Here is a 15557-nt window from a genome sequence, read left to right as displayed (position 1 = left end):
GGGATGTTCCTCCAGTTGTCTTCGGCACCCACTATTTGATGCCGACAGGACCAAGCGTACGGGGTCCCGCAAGAAACGAGACCCCGTACGTGGTTTAAAACAGAGACTGCGTGCCCGAAGGCGCTGCGTCAGACGCGGCGGCGCTTCGGCGGACGGCAGCCGTTGTGCGGGGTGGGGGTGACGTCCTGGATCGAGCCGACCTCCAGGCCGGTGGCCTGGAGCGAACGGATCGCGGTCTCGCGGCCGGAGCCCGGACCCTTGACGAAGACGTCAACCTTGCGCATGCCGTGCTCCTGCGCGCGACGGGCAGCGGCCTCGGCGGCCATCTGCGCGGCGAACGGGGTGGACTTGCGCGAGCCCTTGAAGCCGACGTGACCGGCGGAGGCCCAGGAGATCACGTTGCCCGCGGGGTCGGTGATCGAAACGATGGTGTTGTTGAACGTGCTCTTGATGTGCGCGTGGCCGTGAGCGACGTTCTTCTTTTCCTTGCGGCGGATCTTCTTCGCGCCGGCAGCCTGACGACCCTTGGGGGGCATAAGTCTGTTCTCCTACTGAGGTGGTCGGTCCGCTGACCCGCGGGCCGGAGGGATGTCCGGTTACGGGACGGACTACTTCTTGCCCGGCTTCTTCTTGCCGGCGATCGCGCGACGCGGGCCCTTGCGGGTACGCGCGTTGGTGTGGGTGCGCTGGCCACGGACCGGCAGGCCACGGCGGTGACGCAGACCCTCGTAGCAGCCGATCTCGACCTTGCGGCGGATGTCGGCGGCCACCTCACGGCGGAGGTCACCCTCGACCGTGTAGTTGGCGTCGATGTACTGGCTCAGCTTGACCAGGTCGTCCTCGGTGATGTCGCGAACGCGGACATCCGGGTTGACGCCGGTCTCGGCGAGGGTCTGCTGGGCGCGGGTACGGCCGATGCCGTACACGTACGTAAGGGCGATCTCGATCCGCTTCTCACGGGGGAGATCAACGCCGGCGAGGCGTGCCATTCAAGGCTCCTGTGGTTCTTCAGAGGTCTGACGGGCACCTACTCCGACACCTCACGGTGAGGGAGCCCCGGCCTCTGACCGGGGGCGGCAGTCCGTCCCGTACGGGACGGATCGGGTGACCCGCGTATGACGTTTTCGCGTCGCGCGAAGTACTACGAGAAATGCGGGAGGGAGATCAGCCCTGGCGCTGCTTGTGGCGCAGGTTGTCGCAGATCACCATGACCCGGCCGTGACGGCGGATCACCTTGCACTTGTCGCAGATCTTCTTGACGCTCGGCTTGACCTTCATGTTCAGGTTCTCCGGGTCTAGATCTGACGTTCTTACTTGTAGCGGTAGACGATCCGGCCGCGCGTGAGGTCGTAGGGGCTGAGCTCCACGACGACCCGGTCGTCCGGCAGGATGCGGATGTAGTGCATGCGCATCTTGCCACTGATGTGCGCGAGGACCTTGTGACCGTTCTGCAGCTCGACCTTGAACATCGCGTTCGGAAGAGACTCGATCACGGTGCCCTCGATCTCAATGGCGCCTTGCTTCTTAGCCATGAACTGCGAGATCCACCTTCCGGGACCGGCTACCGTATGCGGAACGCTCGTGCGAACCTGGGTTCACCCCGTCCCCGGAGGGAAGAGGGCGTGCTGAAGCACGCTACGAGTGAGCCGACGGTCCATCCTACGCCAGCGCGTCCCACGGGCCAAAACGGGGGTACCGGAAGGAGTCCACCGTCACACCGGGTGCGTCAGACCCCGCTGGACACGGTGACCGGGTCGACGTGGGCGGTGCAGGCCGAGCAGCGGCGGGCGGCCTCCGGGATCTCGGTCAGGCACTCGGGGCAGGGGCGCTTCGGGGTCTTCGGCTTCTTCGGCAGGTACCGCTCGGAGGCCTTGGTGATCGGCAGCACGACGCAGAAGTACAGCACCGCGGCGGTCATGAAGAAGGCGATCAGCACGTTCAGGAACTGGCCGTACGGGAACTTCACCCCGCCGATCTCGGCCTTGTACGAGCTGAAGTCGCCGGCCGCGCCGACCACCACACCCACCAGCGGGGTGAGGAAGGCGGACACGAAGCCGGTCACCACCGCGGTGAACGCGGCCCCGATGACGACACCGACCGCCATGTCGATCACGTTGCCGCGCATCATGAAGTCGCGGAATCCCTTGAGCACTGCGCTCTCCTGCTCGCTCGTAAAGCCACTGACGGCCACTGACTGCCACTGCCAGCCGTTAAAAATAGGACAAAAGCCCTGGAGGTCCAAACCTCCAGGGCTCTGATCCCTTGTCAGGAGCGGCAGTTGACCGCCTCGGCGACTACGCCAGCGGGTCCGGAGCCGCGGTGACGCCCAGCTTGGCGAGCTCGGCCTTGCCGCCGTCGAAGGCCGTCAGGACCAGCGGGCCCTCCTCGGTGACGGCCACCGAGTGCTCCCAGTGCGAGGCCCAGGTGCCGTCGTTGGTGACGACCGTCCACTCGTCGTCCAGCACCGCGGTGTGCGGGGTGCCCAGCGAGACCATCGGCTCGATCGCCAGCACGGTGCCCGGGATCAGCTTCGGGCCCTTGCCGCGGCCGCGCTCGACGTAGTTCAGCACGTGCGGCTCCATGTGCATCGCGGTGCCGATGCCGTGGCCGCCGTAGCCCTCGGTGATGCCCCACTTGCCCTTGGGCGGCAGCGGCTGGCGGCGGATGAAGCCCTCGATCGCCTTGGAGACGTCCACCAGGCGGTTGTTCTTCTTCATCTGGGCGATGCCGGCCCACATCGAGCCCTCGGTCACCCGGCTGAGCATCTCGACCTCGGGGCGGACCTCGCCGACCGCGACGGTGATCGCCGAGTCGCCGTGCCAGCCGTCCAGGATGGCGCCGCAGTCGATCGAGATGATGTCGCCCTCCTGCAGCACCCGCTCGCCCGGGATGCCGTGCACGACCTCGTTGTTCACCGAGGCGCAGATCACCCCCGGGAACCACAGACCGCCGTGGTGGGCGCGGAAGTTCGAGGTGGCGCCGTGGTCGGTGATGACCTTGTCGGCGATGTCGTTGAGCTCCTGGGTGGTCACCCCGGGAGCGACCGCCTCGCGGCAGGCCTTGAGCGCCTCGGCGACGACCAGGCCGGCCGCCCGCATCTTCGCGATCTGCTCGGGGGTCTTGATCTCCACCATCAGGTCACGCCTTCCAAGTCCGGATTACCACTGCCTACCACCGTACGACGTCGAAAACGGCCGGGCCGCCCGCTCCACGGGCGACCCGGCCGTCACGCGTACCTCGCTGAGGGAACTCAGCCGTTCTGCTTCAGCGCCTCGATCGCGCGCTCGGTGACCTCGTCCACCTTGCCGAGGGCCGAGATCGTCGCCACCAGGCCCTGCTGGGCGTAGTAGGCGATGATCGGCTCGGTCTCCGTGTGGTAGACCTCCAGGCGCGTGCGCACCTTCTCCTCGGTGTCGTCCGAGCGCTGGTACAGCTCGCCGCCGCACTCGTCGCAGACGCCCGCGACCTTCGGCGGGTTGTAGTCCACGTGGAAGACGTGGCCCCCGTCGTTGCGGCACAGGCGGCGGCCGGCGATCCGGCGGACCACCTCGTCCTCGGGGACCTCCAGGTCCAGCACGCCGTCCAGCTTGATGTCCTGCTCGGCGAGGAACGCGTCGAGCGCCTCGGCCTGGCCCAGGTTGCGGGGGAAGCCGTCGAGCAGGAAGCCGTTGGCCGTGTCGGCCTGCAGCATGCGGTCCTTGGCCATCCCGATGGTGACCTCATCCGGCACCAGGCGACCCGCGTCCATGTAGCTCTTGGCCTCGAGCCCCAGCGGGGTGCCCTGACCGATGTTGGCGCGGAACAGGTCTCCGGTGGAGATGTGGGGGATGGACAGGGTCTTGGCGAGCAAGTGCGCCTGAGTACCCTTCCCGGCCCCGGGAGGACCAACGAGGACGATACGCATCAGCGGAGGAACCCTTCGTAATTGCGCTGCTGGAGCTGGCTCTCGATCTGCTTCACAGTTTCGAGTCCGACGCCGACGACGATGAGCACGCTGGTGCCGCCGAACGGGAAGTTGGTCTGCTGTCCGAAGGCGACCAGGGCGATCATCGGGATCAACGCGATCAGGCCCAGGTAGAGCGAACCCGGCCACGTGATCCGGGTCAGCACGTAGTTCAGGTACTCGGCCGTCGGCCGGCCGGCCCGGATGCCCGGGATGAAGCCACCATACTTCTTCATATTGTCGGCAACTTCTTCGGGGTTGAAGGAGATGGCGACGTAGAAGAAGGCGAAGAAGACGATCAGCAGGAAGTAGGTGGCCATGTAGATCGGGTGGTCACCCTTGACGAAGTTCTGCTTGATCCACACCGCCCAGCCCGCCTGGCTGTTGGTCAGCTGGACCACCAGGGCGGGGATGTACAGCAGCGACGAGGCGAAGATGACCGGGATGACACCGGCCTGGTTCACCTTGAGCGGGATGTAGGTCGAGGTGCCGCCGAACGCCCGGCGGCCGATCATGCGCTTCGCGTACTGGACCGGGATCCGGCGCTGGGCCTGCTCGACGAAGATGACCAGCATCACAACGATGACGCCGACCGCGACCACGGAGAGGAACTCGACCCAGCCGCCGCCGATGGTGCCCGACTGCTTGATGGCCCACATCGAGGACGGGAACTGCGCGGCGATCGAGGTGAAGATCAGCAGCGACATGCCGTTGCCGATGCCGCGGTCGGTGATCAGCTCACCCAGCCACATGATGACCGTGGTGCCGGCCGTCATCGTGAGGACCATGACCGCGATCCGGAACACCGAGGTGTCCGGCACGATCTGGTTGGCGTACACGCAGCCCGAGAACAGCGCGCCGCTGGAGGCCGTCGCCACGATGCCGGTGCCCTGGAGCACGGCGAGCGCGATGGTCAGGTAGCGGGTGTACTGGGTGATCTTCGCTGTGCCGGCCTGGCCCTCCTTCTTCAGCGCCTCGAGTCGCGGGATCACGACGGTGAGGAGCTGGAGGATGATGCTCGCGGTGATGTACGGCATGATGCCGAGCGCGAAGATCGTCAGCTGGAGGAGCGCGCCACCGCTGAACAGGTTGACGAGTCCGAAGAGGCCGTTGTTCTTGGTCTCCTTCACGCACTCGTTCACGGCCGTGAAGCTCACGCCCGGAATCGGAATGTGCGAGCCCAGCCGGAACAGCACCATGATGCCCAGCGTGAACAGCAGCTTCTTGCGCAGGTCGGGCGTCTGGAACGCCCGCGCGAACGCACTGAGCACGGTGCCTCCTGCGCCTCCCGCGCGTCGTCGGCGGGAGGGTCGGTCCTGAATGGGGAGTTTGCGGTACGGGCCCCCGTACAGACGGCACAGGCGAGCCTACGCGCAGCCTACAAGGGAACTCCACGGACTCTAACAGTGCGCGGCCGCTCGAAAGAAGCGCGCACTGTCCCTCCCCCACTCACGGGGGTACGGGATGCCCGGTTTTGCCACACAAAAGAACGAGGGCCGGAGCCACCTGATTTCGGCCCCGTGGTGAAAGCCCCGGTAAAAGCACGAGCCCCGCACCTCCCGAAGGAGATGCGGGGCTCGAAGCCGTTGGTCGGCGGGTTCAGCGGGCTCAGACGAGCTCGGTGACCGTACCGCCGGCGGCCTTGATCTTCTCGGCGGCCGAGCCGGAGACGGCGTCGACCGTCACCTGCAGCGCAACCGAGACCTCGCCGGTGCCGAGCACCTTGACGAGGGAGTTCTTGCGAACCGCGCCCTTGGCGACCAGGTCCTCGACGGTGACCTCTCCACCCTGCGGGTAGAGCTCGGCCAGCTTGTCGAGGTTGACGACCTGGAACGTGATCTTGAACGGGTTCTTGAAGCCCTTCAGCTTCGGCAGGCGCATGTGGAGCGGCATCTGGCCACCCTCGAAGCGCTGCGGAACCTGGTAGCGGGCCTTGGTGCCCTTGGTACCACGACCGGCGGTCTTACCCTTGGAGCCCTCACCACGACCCACACGGATCTTGTCGGTCTTGGCACCCGGGGCGGGACGCAGGTTGTGGATCTTGATCGGGTTGTCGCCCATGATCAGTCCACCTCCTCAACCGTCACCAGGTGACGGACCGTGTGGGCCATCCCGCGGATCTCGGGACGGTCCTCCTTCACCACGACGTCGTGCATGCGCTTGAGACCAAGCGAACGCAGGGTGTCACGGTGATTCTGCTTGCTGCCGATGTACGACTTGGTCTGCGTGATCTTCAGGCGAGCCATCAGGCGCTCACCCCAGCAGCACGAGCGCGCAGCAGGGCGGCCGGGGCCACGTCCTCCAGCGGCAGGCCACGACGGGCGGCGATCTCCTCGGGGCGCACGAGGCCCTTCAGAGCGGCCACGGTGGCGTGCACGATGTTGATCGCGTTGTCCGAGCCCAGCGACTTCGACAGGATGTCGTGGATACCGGCGCACTCCAGGACGGCGCGCACCGGACCACCGGCGATAACACCGGTACCGGGGGCGGCGGGCTTCAGCAGCACGACGCCGGCGGCCTTCTCACCCTGGATCGGGTGCGGGATGGTGCCCTGGATACGGGGGACCTTGAAGAAGTTCTTCTTGGCCTCCTCGACACCCTTAGCGATGGCGGCCGGAACCTCCTTCGCCTTGCCGTAACCGACACCCACGGTGCCCTCGCCATCGCCAACCACGACGAGCGCGGTGAAGCTGAAGCGACGGCCACCCTTGACAACCTTGGCAACACGGTTGATCGCGACGACGCGCTCGACGTAAGCGGTCTTCTCGACGGCCTGGGCGTTGCCCTGACCATCACGCTTACGGTCGCGCCGCTCGCCACCCGTGCCGCGACCGGCGCCGCCTTCGCGGCGCTGGGGTCCAGCCATTGGAATTACCTCTCTCGTTTACGTCCGTCGACAGAGTCGACGAGCGGCTTAGAAGTCGAGCCCGGCCTCGCGAGCCGCGTCCGCCAGAGCGGCGATGCGGCCGGCGTACCGGTTGCCCGCGCGGTCGAAGACGACCGACTCGATGCCGGCGGCCTTGGCGCGCTCGGCGACCAGGCTCCCGACCTTCTTGGCCAGCTCGGTCTTGTCGCCCTCGGCGCCCTTGATGGACACGTCGAGGGTGGACGCCGACGCCAGGGTGTGACCCTTGGCGTCGTCGATGACCTGGGCGACCATGTGACGGTTCGAGCGCGTCACAACGAGGCGCGGACGCACCTCGGTGCCGACGACGCGCTTGCGAACGCGGATCGCGCGGCGCTTGCGAGCGGCGGCCTTGTAGGCGTTGCCCTTGCCGATCTTGACAGAGACACTCATCGCTTACTTACCACTCTTTCCGACCTTGCGGCGGATGACCTCGCCCGCGTACTTGACACCCTTGGCCTTGTACGGGTCGGGCTTGCGCAGCTTGCGGATGTTGGCGGCGATCTCGCCGACCTTCTGCTTGTCGATGCCGTCCACGTGGAACTTGGTGGGCGACTCGACGACGAAGGAGATGCCCTCCGGCGCGGTGATCAGGATCGGGTGGCTGTAGCCCAGCGCGAACTCCATGTCGGAGCCCTTCGCCGTGACTCGGTAGCCGACACCGCTGATCTCCAGCGACTTGCGGTAGCCCGCGGTCACGCCGGTGATCATGTTCGCCACCAGCGTGCGGGTCAGGCCGTGCAGGGCCTTCGAGCGACGCTCGTCGTTCGGGCGGGTGACGAGCACGGTGCCGTCCTCGCCCTTGCCGATCTCGATCGGCTCGGCGACAACGTGGGTGAGGGAGCCCTTGGGGCCCTTCACCGAGACCGCCTGGCCATCGATGGTGACGTCCACGCCAGCGGGGACCTGGATGGGCAGCCGTCCAATGCGCGACATTGCTGTACCTCCGTTTCCCGAATTACCAGACGTAGGCGAGAACTTCTCCGCCTACGCCCTTCTTGGCGGCCTGCTTGTCGGTCAGGAGGCCGGAGGACGTGGAGATGATCGCCACGCCCAGGCCGCCGAGAACCTTCGGCAGGTTGGTGGACTTTGCGTAAACGCGCAGACCCGGCTTGCTGATGCGCTTGATGCCGGCGATGGAGCGCTCACGGTTGGGGCCGAACTTGAGCTCGATGGTCAGCTTCTTGCCGACCTCGCCCTCGACGGGCTCCTCAACCTTGTAGGAGGAGATGTACCCCTCCTGCTGCAGGATCTGGGCGACGTGCGCCTTGATCTTGCTGGCCGGCATCGCCACGGTGTCGTGGTACGCCGAGTTCGCGTTACGCAGACGCGTGAGCATGTCTGCGATGGGGTCGGTCATGGTCATGATGGCCTCAGGCCTCTCTCGCCGTGGTTTCTCCGCACCAGGTCCCCCCACCGCACTCGGAACGAGTGCGTCGGGGGCACAAGCGCAGGGGACCTACGACGTAGTAAGACTGGGTGCGAGCCCTCCCAGAAGAGGACCACGGACATCCATGGGGAAGCCGTGGCAGGGGGCCCGACCCCACTACCTTACGGGACTCCGTACGGCAGACCCAAAACGGGCCGGTGTGGGATCGGGCACCTCTACTTCGCTGGTGTGCCTAGAACGCTGGGCCCTCTACTGGGAGAGGACTACCAGGAGCTCTTGGTCACGCCCGGCAGCTCGCCGCGGTGCGCCATCTCACGGAGGCAGACACGGCACAGGCCGAACTTGCGGTACACCGAGTGCGGACGACCGCAGCGCTGGCACCGGGTGTAGGCCCGGACGCCGAACTTCGGCTTCCGCTCGGCCTTCGCGATGAGGGACTTCTTCGCCATGTGTTACGCCTCCTTGAACGGGAAGCCCAGAGCGCGCAGGAGCGCCCGGCCCTCGTCGTCGGTCTGGGCGGTGGTCACGACGGTGATGTCCATACCGCGCTGACGGTCGACCTTGTCCTGGTCGATCTCGTGGAACATGACCTGCTCGGTCAGACCGAAGGTGTAGTTGCCACGGCCGTCGAACTGCTTCGGGGAGAGACCGCGGAAGTCACGGATTCGCGGCAGGGCCAGCGAAACCAGACGGTCCAGGAACTCCCACATGCGGTCACCACGGAGGGTGACGTGGGTGCCGATCGGCTGGCCCTCGCGCAGCTTGAACTGCGCGATGGACTTGCGAGCCTTGGTCACGGCCGGCTTCTGACCGGTGATCGCGGTCAGGTCGCGGATCGCGCCCTCGATCAGCTTGCTGTCACGGGCGGCCTCGCCGACACCCATGTTGACGACGACCTTGACCAGGCCGGGCGTCAGCATGACGTTCTCGTACGAGAACTGCTCCTGCAGCTGACCCTTGATCTCGGAGTTGTAACGCTCCTTGAGGCGGGGGGTCACCTTCTCAACAGACGTCTCAGACATCAGATGTCCTCACCGGTTCGCTTGGCAACGCGGATCTTGTTGCCCTCGTCATCGAAGCGGTACCCAACGCGGGTGACGACCTTCTTGCCGTCCTTCTCCACGACCAGCTGGACGTTGGAGACGTGCACCGGGGCCTCGACGGTGACAATGCCACCCTGAGTGCCCGGGCCCGGCTTGGTGTGCTTCTTGACCCGGTTGACACCCTCGACCAGGACCTTGTTCTCAGCCGGCATGGCCTGGATGACCTTGCCCTGCTTGCCCTTGTCCTTGCCGGTGATGACCTGGACCAGGTCACCCTTCTTGATCTTCATGCTGTTCGCCATGAGTTAGAGCACCTCCGGCGCAAGCGAGATGATCTTCATGAACTTCTTGTCACGCAGCTCGCGGCCCACCGGGCCGAAGATGCGGGTGCCACGGGGGTCACCATCGGTGTTCTTCAGAACGACCGCGGCGTTCTCGTCGAACCGGATGTACGAGCCATCCGGACGGCGACGCGACTTCACGGTACGGACGACGACGCACTTGACGACGTCACCCTTCTTGACCGAACCGCCGGGGATCGCGTCCTTGACGGTCGCGACGATGACGTCCCCGATACCGGCGTAGCGGCGACCGGAGCCACCGAGAACGCGGATGCAAAGGATTTCCTTCGCGCCCGTGTTGTCGGCGACACGCAGTCGCGACTCCTGCTGGATCACAGCTTTCTCCTGATCGTCAACGAGAGCTGACGGGCCGGCCGCTGCTCACACCAGCGCCCGCGAGGGACCTGGTGCACATACGGCCGTACCGCATCAACTTCGTTACTTGGCCTTCTCGAGGATCTCGACGACGCGCCAGCGCTTCGTCGCGGACAGCGGGCGGGTCTCCGCGAGGAGCACCCGGTCGCCGATGCCGCAGGCGTTCGCCTCGTCGTGCGCCTTCAGCTTGTTCGTACGGCGGATGACCTTGCCGTACAGAGCGTGCTTGACGCGGTCCTCGACGGCGACGACGACGGTCTTGTCCATCTTGTCGCTGACGACGAGACCCTCACGGGTCTTGCGGAAACCGCGCGTCTCGTTGGTGTTCTCAGTCATCAGGCGCTCTCCACCGTCTCGATGCCCAGCTCGCGCTCGCGCATCAGGGTGTAGATCCGCGCGATGTCCTTACGGACGAGCTTGAGCCGTCCGTGGTTGTCGAGCTGCCCGGTCGCCGCCTGGAAGCGGAGGTTGAACAGCTCCTCCTTGGCCTCACGGAGCTTGGCAACGAGACCCTCGTTGTCCAGCTCGCGGAGGTCAGCAGCCTTGGTGCCGGCCGACATCAGCTCTCACCTGCCTCGCGCCGGATGATCCGGCACTTCATCGGGAGCTTGTGAGCTGCGCGGGTCAGCGCCTCACGAGCCACCTTCTCGTTGGGGTACGACAGCTCGAACATGACCCGACCCGGGTGCACGTTCGCGATCCACCACTCGGGCGAACCCTTACCGGAACCCATGCGGGTCTCGGCCGGCTTCTTGGTGAGCGGACGGTCCGGGTAGATGTTGATCCAGACCTTGCCGCCACGCTTGATGTGACGGGTGACGGCGATACGAGCGGACTCGATCTGCCGGTTCGTCACGTAGGCCGGGGTGACGGCCTGGATGCCGTACTCGCCGAACGCGAGCTCGGTGCCACCCTTGGCAGCGCCGCGACGCTTGGGGTGGTGCTGCTTGCGGTGCTTGACCCGACGGGGGATCAGCATGACGGTCAGGCCTCCGTTCCGGTGTTCTCGGCAGCCGGAGCCTCGGCGGCCGCGGCCGCGGGGGCCTCGGCAGCGGCGGGGCGACGGCCACGGCCACCGCGCTCGCCACCACGGCGCTCGCCACCGCGGGCGGGACGACCACCCTCGGGACGGGCCGGGCGGTTGCCCGAGCGGGCAGCGGCGTTCTCAGCGCGGACCTCGGCGATGTTCTTGACGTCGCCCTTGTAGATCCAGACCTTCACACCGATGCGGCCGAAGGTCGTCTTGGCCTCGAAGAAGCCGTAGTCGACGTTCGCGCGCAGGGTGTGCAGCGGCACACGGCCCTCGCGGTAGAACTCCGAACGGCTCATCTCGGCGCCGCCGAGACGACCGGAGCACTGGACCTTGATGCCCTTGGCGCCGGACTTCATGGTGCCCTGCATCGACTTGCGCATGGCACGACGGAAGGAGACGCGGGAGGACAGCTGCTCCGCGACGCCCTGAGCCACGAGCTGGGCGTCCAGCTCGGGGTTCTTGACCTCGAGGATGTTCAGCTGGACCTGCTTGCCGGTCAGCTTCTCGAGGTCGCCGCGGATGCGGTCGGCCTCGGTGCCACGACGCCCGATGACGATGCCGGGACGGGCGGTGTGGATGTCGACGCGGACGCGGTCGCGGGTGCGCTCGATCTCGACCTTGGAGATGCCGGCGCGCTCCATGCCCTTCGTCATCATGCGACGAATGGCAACGTCTTCCTTGACGTAGTCCTTGTACAGCTTGTCGGCGTACCAGCGGGACTTGAAGTCCGTGCTGATGCCGAGGCGGAACCCGTGCGGGTTAACCTTCTGGCCCATTACCGGGTCCCTTCCTTGCTGCTGACGACCACGGTGATGTGGCTGGTCCGCTTGCGGATCCGGTAGGCACGACCCTGCGCACGCGGACGGAACCGCTTCAGGGTCGGGCCCTCGTCAACGTACGCCTCGCTGATGACGAGGTCGTCCACGTTGGAGTGGTTGTAGTTGTGCGCGGCGTTGGCGATGGCGCTGTCGAGCACCTTGCCGACCGGCACGGTGGCGGCCTGCGGAGCGAAACGCAGGACGGCCTGGGCCTCCGTGGCCGGCAGGCCACGGATGAGGTCCACCACGCGGCGGGCCTTCATGGGCGTGACGCGGATGTACCGCGCCTGGGCCCTGGCTTCCATGGTTGTCCCCTTGCTGGTGTAAGTCATTGAGTCGGTAATCTCGCTGGCGACTAGCGACGCTTCGACTTGCGGTCGTCCTTGACGTGACCGCGGAAGGTACGCGTCGGCGCGAACTCGCCGAGCTTGTGGCCGACCATCGACTCGGTGACGAACACCGGGACGTGCTTACGGCCATCGTGCACCGCGATCGTGTGGCCGAGCATGGCCGGGAAGATCACGGAGCGACGGGACCAGGTCTTGATGACGTTCTGGGTACCCGCCTCGTTCTGCGCGTCCACCTTCTTGAGAAGGTGGCCGTCGATGAAGGGGCCCTTCTTGAGACTGCGCGGCATCTGACCTGCTCCTAGCGCTTCTTGTTGGTCTTGCGGCGGCGCACGATGAGAGCGTCCGACGCCTTCTTCGGGCGACGGGTGCGACCCTCCTTCTGGCCCCACGGCGAGACCGGGTGGCGGCCACCAGAGGTCTTACCCTCACCACCACCGTGCGGGTGGTCGATCGGGTTCATGGCGACACCACGCACGGTCGGGCGAACGCCCTTCCAGCGCATGCGGCCGGCCTTGCCCCAGTTGATGTTCGACTGCTCGGCGTTGCCGACCTCGCCGACGGTCGCGCGGCAGCGCGCGTCCACCAGGCGGATCTCACCGGAGGGCATGCGCAGGTGCGCCATCTTGCCCTCACGCGCCAGCAGCTGGATGCCGGAGCCGGCGGAGCGGGCCAGCTTGGCACCGCCGCCGGGACGCAGCTCCACCGCGTGGATGGTGGTACCGACCGGGATGTTGCGCAGCGGCAGGTTGTTGCCCGGCTTGATGTCGGCGCCAGGGCCGTTCTCAATCCGGTCACCCTGCGCGATGCCGCGCGGCGCGATGATGTAGCGCTTCTCGCCGTCCAGGTAGTGCAGGAGCGCGATGCGCGCGGTGCGGTTCGGGTCGTACTCGATGTGCGCGACCTTCGCCGGCACGCCGTCCTTGTCGTGACGACGGAAGTCGATCACGCGGTAGGCGCGCTTGTGACCGCCACCCTGGTGGCGAACGGTGATCCGACCGGCGTTGTTACGGCCGCCCTTGCTGTGCAGGGGGCGAACCAGCGACTTCTCCGGGGTGGACCGCGTGATCTCTACGAAGTCGGCCACGCTGGAGCCACGACGGCCCGGCGTAGTCGGCTTGTACTTGCGGATGCCCATTTGGCTCTCTCGTCCTCGTCCTTATCGACGATCACGATCCCCGTTAGGAGACCGGACCACCGAAGATGTCGATGCGGTTGCCCTCAGCCAGCGTCACGATGGCGCGCTTGGTGTCCTTGCGCTTGCCAAAGCCCGTCTTGGAGCGCTTGCGCTTGCCCTGACGGTTGAGCGTGTTGACGGACTCGACCTTGACCGAGAAGACCGCCTCGACGGCCTGCTTGATCTGGGTCTTGTTGGCACCGGGCGACACGACGAACGTGTACTTGTTCTCGTCGAGGAGCGAGTAGCTCTTCTCCGAGATGACCGGCTTCACCAGGACGTCACGGGGGTCCGTGAACGTCTTGCTCGTGATCTCTGCAGCCATCAGGCGGCGCTCCCTTCGAGCTCGCCCTCAGCAGCCACGGCCTTGGCGGACGCGGCCGGACCGGCCACGAAACGCTCGAAGGCGGCCTGGGTGAAGACCACATCGTCGGAGACGAGCACGTCGTAGGTGTTCAGCTGACCGGCGTCCAGGATGTGGACGTTCGGCAGGTTGCGGGCGCTCTTCAGACCCAGCTCGTCGGCACGCTCGACGACGAGGAGGATGTTCTTGCGCTCGGTGATCTTGCCGAACAGACCCTTGGCGGCCTTGGTCGACGGCGCCTCGGTCGCGGTCACGTCGGTGATGACGTGGATGCGGCTGTGGCGGGCCCGGTCGGTGAGCGCACCGCGCAGGGCGGCGGCGATCATCTTCTTCGGGGTCCGCTGCGAGTAGTCGCGCGGCACGGGACCGTGCACGACGCCACCGCCGGCGAACTGCGGCGCACGGGTCGAGCCCTGACGGGCGCGGCCGGTGCCCTTCTGGCGGTACGGCTTCTTGCCGCCACCGCGGACCTCGGCGCGGGTCTTGGTCTTGTGGGTGCCCTGACGGGCCGCAGCGAGCTGCGCCACGACGACCTGGTGCATCAGCGGAACGCTGACCTTCGCGTCGAAGATCTCGGCCGGCAGCTCGAGGCTGCCGGTCTTGTCGCCCGAGGGCGACAGGATGTCAATGGTGCTCATATCCTCACAGCCCCTTCGCCGCGGTGCGGACGAGGATGAGGCCGCCGTTCGGGCCCGGGATTGCGCCCTTGATCAGGAGCAGCCCCTTCTCCGCGTCAACGGCATGGATGGTCAGGTTCTGGGTGGTCACACGCTCGTGGCCCATCCGGCCGGCCATCCTCACGCCCTTGAACACGCGACCCGGGGTGGCGCAGCCACCGATCGAGCCGGGCGAACGGTGCTTGCGCTGCACACCGTGACCGGCGCCGAGGCCCCGGAAGTTGTGGCGCTTCATGACACCGGCGAAGCCCTTGCCCTTGGAGGTGCCGGTCACGTCGACCTTGACACCCGCCTCGAACAGCTCGGCGGTGATCTCCTGGCCCAGGGTGTACTCGGACGCGTCCGAGGTACGGAGCTCGACCAGGTGGCGACGGGGGGTGACACCGGCCTTGGCGAAGTGGCCCGCGAGGGGCTTGTTCACCTTGCGGGGGTCGATCTCGCCGAAGCCGATCTGGACGGCGTCGTAGCCGGCCGGGCTGTCGGCGGTGTGGACCTGGGTCACGACATTGGGCCCAGCCTTGACGACGGTCACCGGGACGACCCGGTTGTTCTCGTCCCAGACCTGGGTCATGCCGAGCTTCTCGCCCAGGATGCCCTTAATCTGCTTAGCCATCTTCGGTGCGCCTCTCAGAGCTTGATCTCGATGTCGACGCCAGCCGGCAGGTCGAGACGCATGAGCGAGTCAACCGTCTTCGGCGTGGGGTCGAGGATGTCGATCAGACGCTTGTGAGTGCGCATCTCGAAGTGCTCGCGCGAGTCCTTGTACTTGTGCGGCGAGCGGATGACGCAGTACACGTTCTTCTCAGTGGGCAGCGGCACCGGGCCTGCGACCTGCGCACCAGTACGGATCACCGTCTCGACGATCTTCTTCGCCGAGGAGTCGATGACCTCGTGGTCGTAGGCCTTGAGCCGGATGCGGATCTTCTGTCCCGCCATGGCTACTCAGTAGTCCTTCTGTCAGATTGCCGCGCGACTTCCCCTCCGACCCCCGCGCTCGGGCGTGTCGCACTCGCGCTTGCAAAAAACCGGCGAAGTACTTCGTCGGTTTCAAACTTTCGGAGTGGGGAAAGCCGGGATGAGGCCCCGCACACGCTTCCCGGAAGATTCCCGTACTTTCGCCCCGCAGCTGCCGTGGCGTAGAACT

General features: G+C 66.3%; 29 protein-coding genes. All 29 read right to left on the bottom strand.

All coding sequences use genetic code 11. The features are described 5' to 3' along the window. Nucleotides 1–128 precede the first annotated feature (128 nt). The 29 genes from rpsK to rpsJ all read right to left on the bottom strand — a co-directional run bounded on the left by rpsK (nt 129) and on the right by rpsJ (nt 15349). A complete protein-coding gene (gene rpsK / locus ACFVXG_RS13310; protein ID WP_030232513.1) occupies nt 129–536 on the bottom strand; it encodes a 30S ribosomal protein S11 in 408 nt (135 codons plus the stop codon). Nucleotides 537–608: 72 nt separating this feature from the next. Then, nucleotides 609–989, bottom strand: a complete 381-nt coding sequence (gene rpsM, locus ACFVXG_RS13305; protein WP_316523629.1) for a 30S ribosomal protein S13 — start codon at nt 987–989, stop codon at nt 609–611. A 175-nt stretch (nt 990–1164) separates the two neighbouring features. Continuing rightward, nucleotides 1165–1278, bottom strand: coding sequence for a 50S ribosomal protein L36 (gene rpmJ, locus ACFVXG_RS13300; RefSeq protein ID WP_003956441.1), 114 nt, complete (start codon nt 1276–1278; stop codon nt 1165–1167). 32 nt (nt 1279–1310) lie between these two features. Continuing rightward, a complete protein-coding gene (infA, locus tag ACFVXG_RS13295; protein ID WP_003956442.1) occupies nt 1311–1532 on the bottom strand; it encodes a translation initiation factor IF-1 in 222 nt (73 codons plus the stop codon). 194 nt (nt 1533–1726) lie between these two features. Next, entirely contained in the window at nt 1727–2152 is a 426-nt protein-coding gene (gene mscL / locus ACFVXG_RS13290) for a large conductance mechanosensitive channel protein MscL (RefSeq protein ID WP_387927019.1), read from the bottom strand. Nucleotides 2153–2294: 142 nt separating this feature from the next. Then, nucleotides 2295–3134, bottom strand: a complete 840-nt coding sequence (map, locus tag ACFVXG_RS13285) for a type I methionyl aminopeptidase (protein WP_350503561.1) — start codon at nt 3132–3134, stop codon at nt 2295–2297. Nucleotides 3135–3250: 116 nt separating this feature from the next. Then, nucleotides 3251–3904 (bottom strand): adenylate kinase, encoded by a 654-nt coding sequence (locus tag ACFVXG_RS13280; protein ID WP_387927017.1) that lies wholly within the window; start codon nt 3902–3904, stop codon nt 3251–3253. Further along, nucleotides 3904–5214, bottom strand: a complete 1311-nt coding sequence (gene secY, locus ACFVXG_RS13275; RefSeq protein WP_387927015.1) for a preprotein translocase subunit SecY — start codon at nt 5212–5214, stop codon at nt 3904–3906. The genes ACFVXG_RS13280 and secY overlap by 1 nt, the downstream gene beginning before the upstream one ends. A 337-nt stretch (nt 5215–5551) precedes the next feature. Further along, the gene (gene rplO / locus ACFVXG_RS13270) at nt 5552–6004 is read right to left on the bottom strand and encodes a 50S ribosomal protein L15 (RefSeq protein WP_030280790.1); all 453 of its coding nucleotides are present in this window, start codon (nt 6002–6004) and stop codon (nt 5552–5554) included. A gap of 2 nt (nt 6005–6006) precedes the next feature. After that, the gene (gene rpmD, locus ACFVXG_RS13265) at nt 6007–6189 is read right to left on the bottom strand and encodes a 50S ribosomal protein L30 (protein WP_030055835.1); all 183 of its coding nucleotides are present in this window, start codon (nt 6187–6189) and stop codon (nt 6007–6009) included. Continuing rightward, on the bottom strand, nt 6189–6809 hold the full coding sequence (rpsE, locus tag ACFVXG_RS13260; protein ID WP_350503564.1) for a 30S ribosomal protein S5: 621 nt from the start codon (nt 6807–6809) through the stop codon (nt 6189–6191). The genes rpmD and rpsE overlap by 1 nt, the downstream gene beginning before the upstream one ends. A 48-nt stretch (nt 6810–6857) precedes the next feature. Beyond that, complete coding sequence (gene rplR, locus ACFVXG_RS13255; RefSeq protein WP_218198393.1) at nt 6858–7241, bottom strand: 50S ribosomal protein L18; 384 nt, start codon at nt 7239–7241, stop codon at nt 6858–6860. A 3-nt stretch (nt 7242–7244) separates the two neighbouring features. Continuing rightward, on the bottom strand, nt 7245–7784 hold the full coding sequence (rplF, locus tag ACFVXG_RS13250) for a 50S ribosomal protein L6 (RefSeq protein WP_350503565.1): 540 nt from the start codon (nt 7782–7784) through the stop codon (nt 7245–7247). Between the two features lie 22 nt (nt 7785–7806). After that, complete coding sequence (rpsH, locus tag ACFVXG_RS13245) at nt 7807–8214, bottom strand: 30S ribosomal protein S8 (RefSeq protein WP_030232489.1); 408 nt, start codon at nt 8212–8214, stop codon at nt 7807–7809. 287 nt (nt 8215–8501) lie between these two features. After that, the gene (locus ACFVXG_RS13240; RefSeq protein ID WP_030393303.1) at nt 8502–8687 is read right to left on the bottom strand and encodes a type Z 30S ribosomal protein S14; all 186 of its coding nucleotides are present in this window, start codon (nt 8685–8687) and stop codon (nt 8502–8504) included. Nucleotides 8688–8690: 3 nt separating this feature from the next. Further along, nucleotides 8691–9260 (bottom strand): 50S ribosomal protein L5, encoded by a 570-nt coding sequence (gene rplE / locus ACFVXG_RS13235; RefSeq protein WP_030300393.1) that lies wholly within the window; start codon nt 9258–9260, stop codon nt 8691–8693. Then, nucleotides 9260–9571: a 50S ribosomal protein L24 gene (gene rplX, locus ACFVXG_RS13230; RefSeq protein WP_030232484.1), complete on the bottom strand. Its 312-nt coding sequence runs from the start codon at nt 9569–9571 to the stop codon at nt 9260–9262. Before rplX ends, rplE begins: the two co-directional genes overlap by 1 nt. A gap of 15 nt (nt 9572–9586) precedes the next feature. Then, nucleotides 9587–9958, bottom strand: a complete 372-nt coding sequence (gene rplN, locus ACFVXG_RS13225; RefSeq protein ID WP_030393301.1) for a 50S ribosomal protein L14 — start codon at nt 9956–9958, stop codon at nt 9587–9589. Nucleotides 9959–10060: 102 nt separating this feature from the next. Next, the gene (rpsQ, locus tag ACFVXG_RS13220) at nt 10061–10333 is read right to left on the bottom strand and encodes a 30S ribosomal protein S17 (protein WP_030055826.1); all 273 of its coding nucleotides are present in this window, start codon (nt 10331–10333) and stop codon (nt 10061–10063) included. Continuing rightward, a complete protein-coding gene (gene rpmC / locus ACFVXG_RS13215; RefSeq protein ID WP_049649042.1) occupies nt 10333–10557 on the bottom strand; it encodes a 50S ribosomal protein L29 in 225 nt (74 codons plus the stop codon). The genes rpsQ and rpmC overlap by 1 nt, the downstream gene beginning before the upstream one ends. Continuing rightward, a complete protein-coding gene (gene rplP, locus ACFVXG_RS13210) occupies nt 10557–10976 on the bottom strand; it encodes a 50S ribosomal protein L16 (RefSeq protein ID WP_030055824.1) in 420 nt (139 codons plus the stop codon). The genes rpmC and rplP overlap by 1 nt, the downstream gene beginning before the upstream one ends. 5 nt (nt 10977–10981) lie before the next feature. Beyond that, nucleotides 10982–11806, bottom strand: coding sequence for a 30S ribosomal protein S3 (gene rpsC / locus ACFVXG_RS13205; RefSeq protein WP_188301636.1), 825 nt, complete (start codon nt 11804–11806; stop codon nt 10982–10984). Then, the gene (gene rplV / locus ACFVXG_RS13200) at nt 11806–12153 is read right to left on the bottom strand and encodes a 50S ribosomal protein L22 (RefSeq protein ID WP_030055822.1); all 348 of its coding nucleotides are present in this window, start codon (nt 12151–12153) and stop codon (nt 11806–11808) included. The genes rpsC and rplV overlap by 1 nt, the downstream gene beginning before the upstream one ends. A 50-nt stretch (nt 12154–12203) precedes the next feature. After that, on the bottom strand, nt 12204–12485 hold the full coding sequence (gene rpsS, locus ACFVXG_RS13195; protein ID WP_030055821.1) for a 30S ribosomal protein S19: 282 nt from the start codon (nt 12483–12485) through the stop codon (nt 12204–12206). 11 nt (nt 12486–12496) lie between these two features. Next, a complete protein-coding gene (gene rplB / locus ACFVXG_RS13190) occupies nt 12497–13333 on the bottom strand; it encodes a 50S ribosomal protein L2 (protein ID WP_375882079.1) in 837 nt (278 codons plus the stop codon). A 43-nt stretch (nt 13334–13376) separates the two neighbouring features. Further along, on the bottom strand, nt 13377–13697 hold the full coding sequence (gene rplW / locus ACFVXG_RS13185; RefSeq protein ID WP_063348967.1) for a 50S ribosomal protein L23: 321 nt from the start codon (nt 13695–13697) through the stop codon (nt 13377–13379). Further along, nucleotides 13697–14374: a 50S ribosomal protein L4 gene (gene rplD / locus ACFVXG_RS13180; protein WP_387927012.1), complete on the bottom strand. Its 678-nt coding sequence runs from the start codon at nt 14372–14374 to the stop codon at nt 13697–13699. The genes rplW and rplD overlap by 1 nt, the downstream gene beginning before the upstream one ends. Before the next feature lie 4 nt (nt 14375–14378). Continuing rightward, nucleotides 14379–15026: a 50S ribosomal protein L3 gene (rplC, locus tag ACFVXG_RS13175; RefSeq protein ID WP_350503569.1), complete on the bottom strand. Its 648-nt coding sequence runs from the start codon at nt 15024–15026 to the stop codon at nt 14379–14381. A 14-nt stretch (nt 15027–15040) separates the two neighbouring features. Further along, nucleotides 15041–15349, bottom strand: coding sequence for a 30S ribosomal protein S10 (rpsJ, locus tag ACFVXG_RS13170; protein WP_012785157.1), 309 nt, complete (start codon nt 15347–15349; stop codon nt 15041–15043). Between the last annotated feature and the right edge of the window lie 208 nt (nt 15350–15557).

It is taken from the genome of Kitasatospora sp. NPDC058162 (genome assembly GCF_042884005.1).
Lineage (GTDB): Bacteria > Actinomycetota > Actinomycetes > Streptomycetales > Streptomycetaceae > Kitasatospora.
The sequence above is the reverse complement of the archived record's forward strand: the minus strand, read 5'-3'. Positions and strand labels throughout refer to the sequence as shown.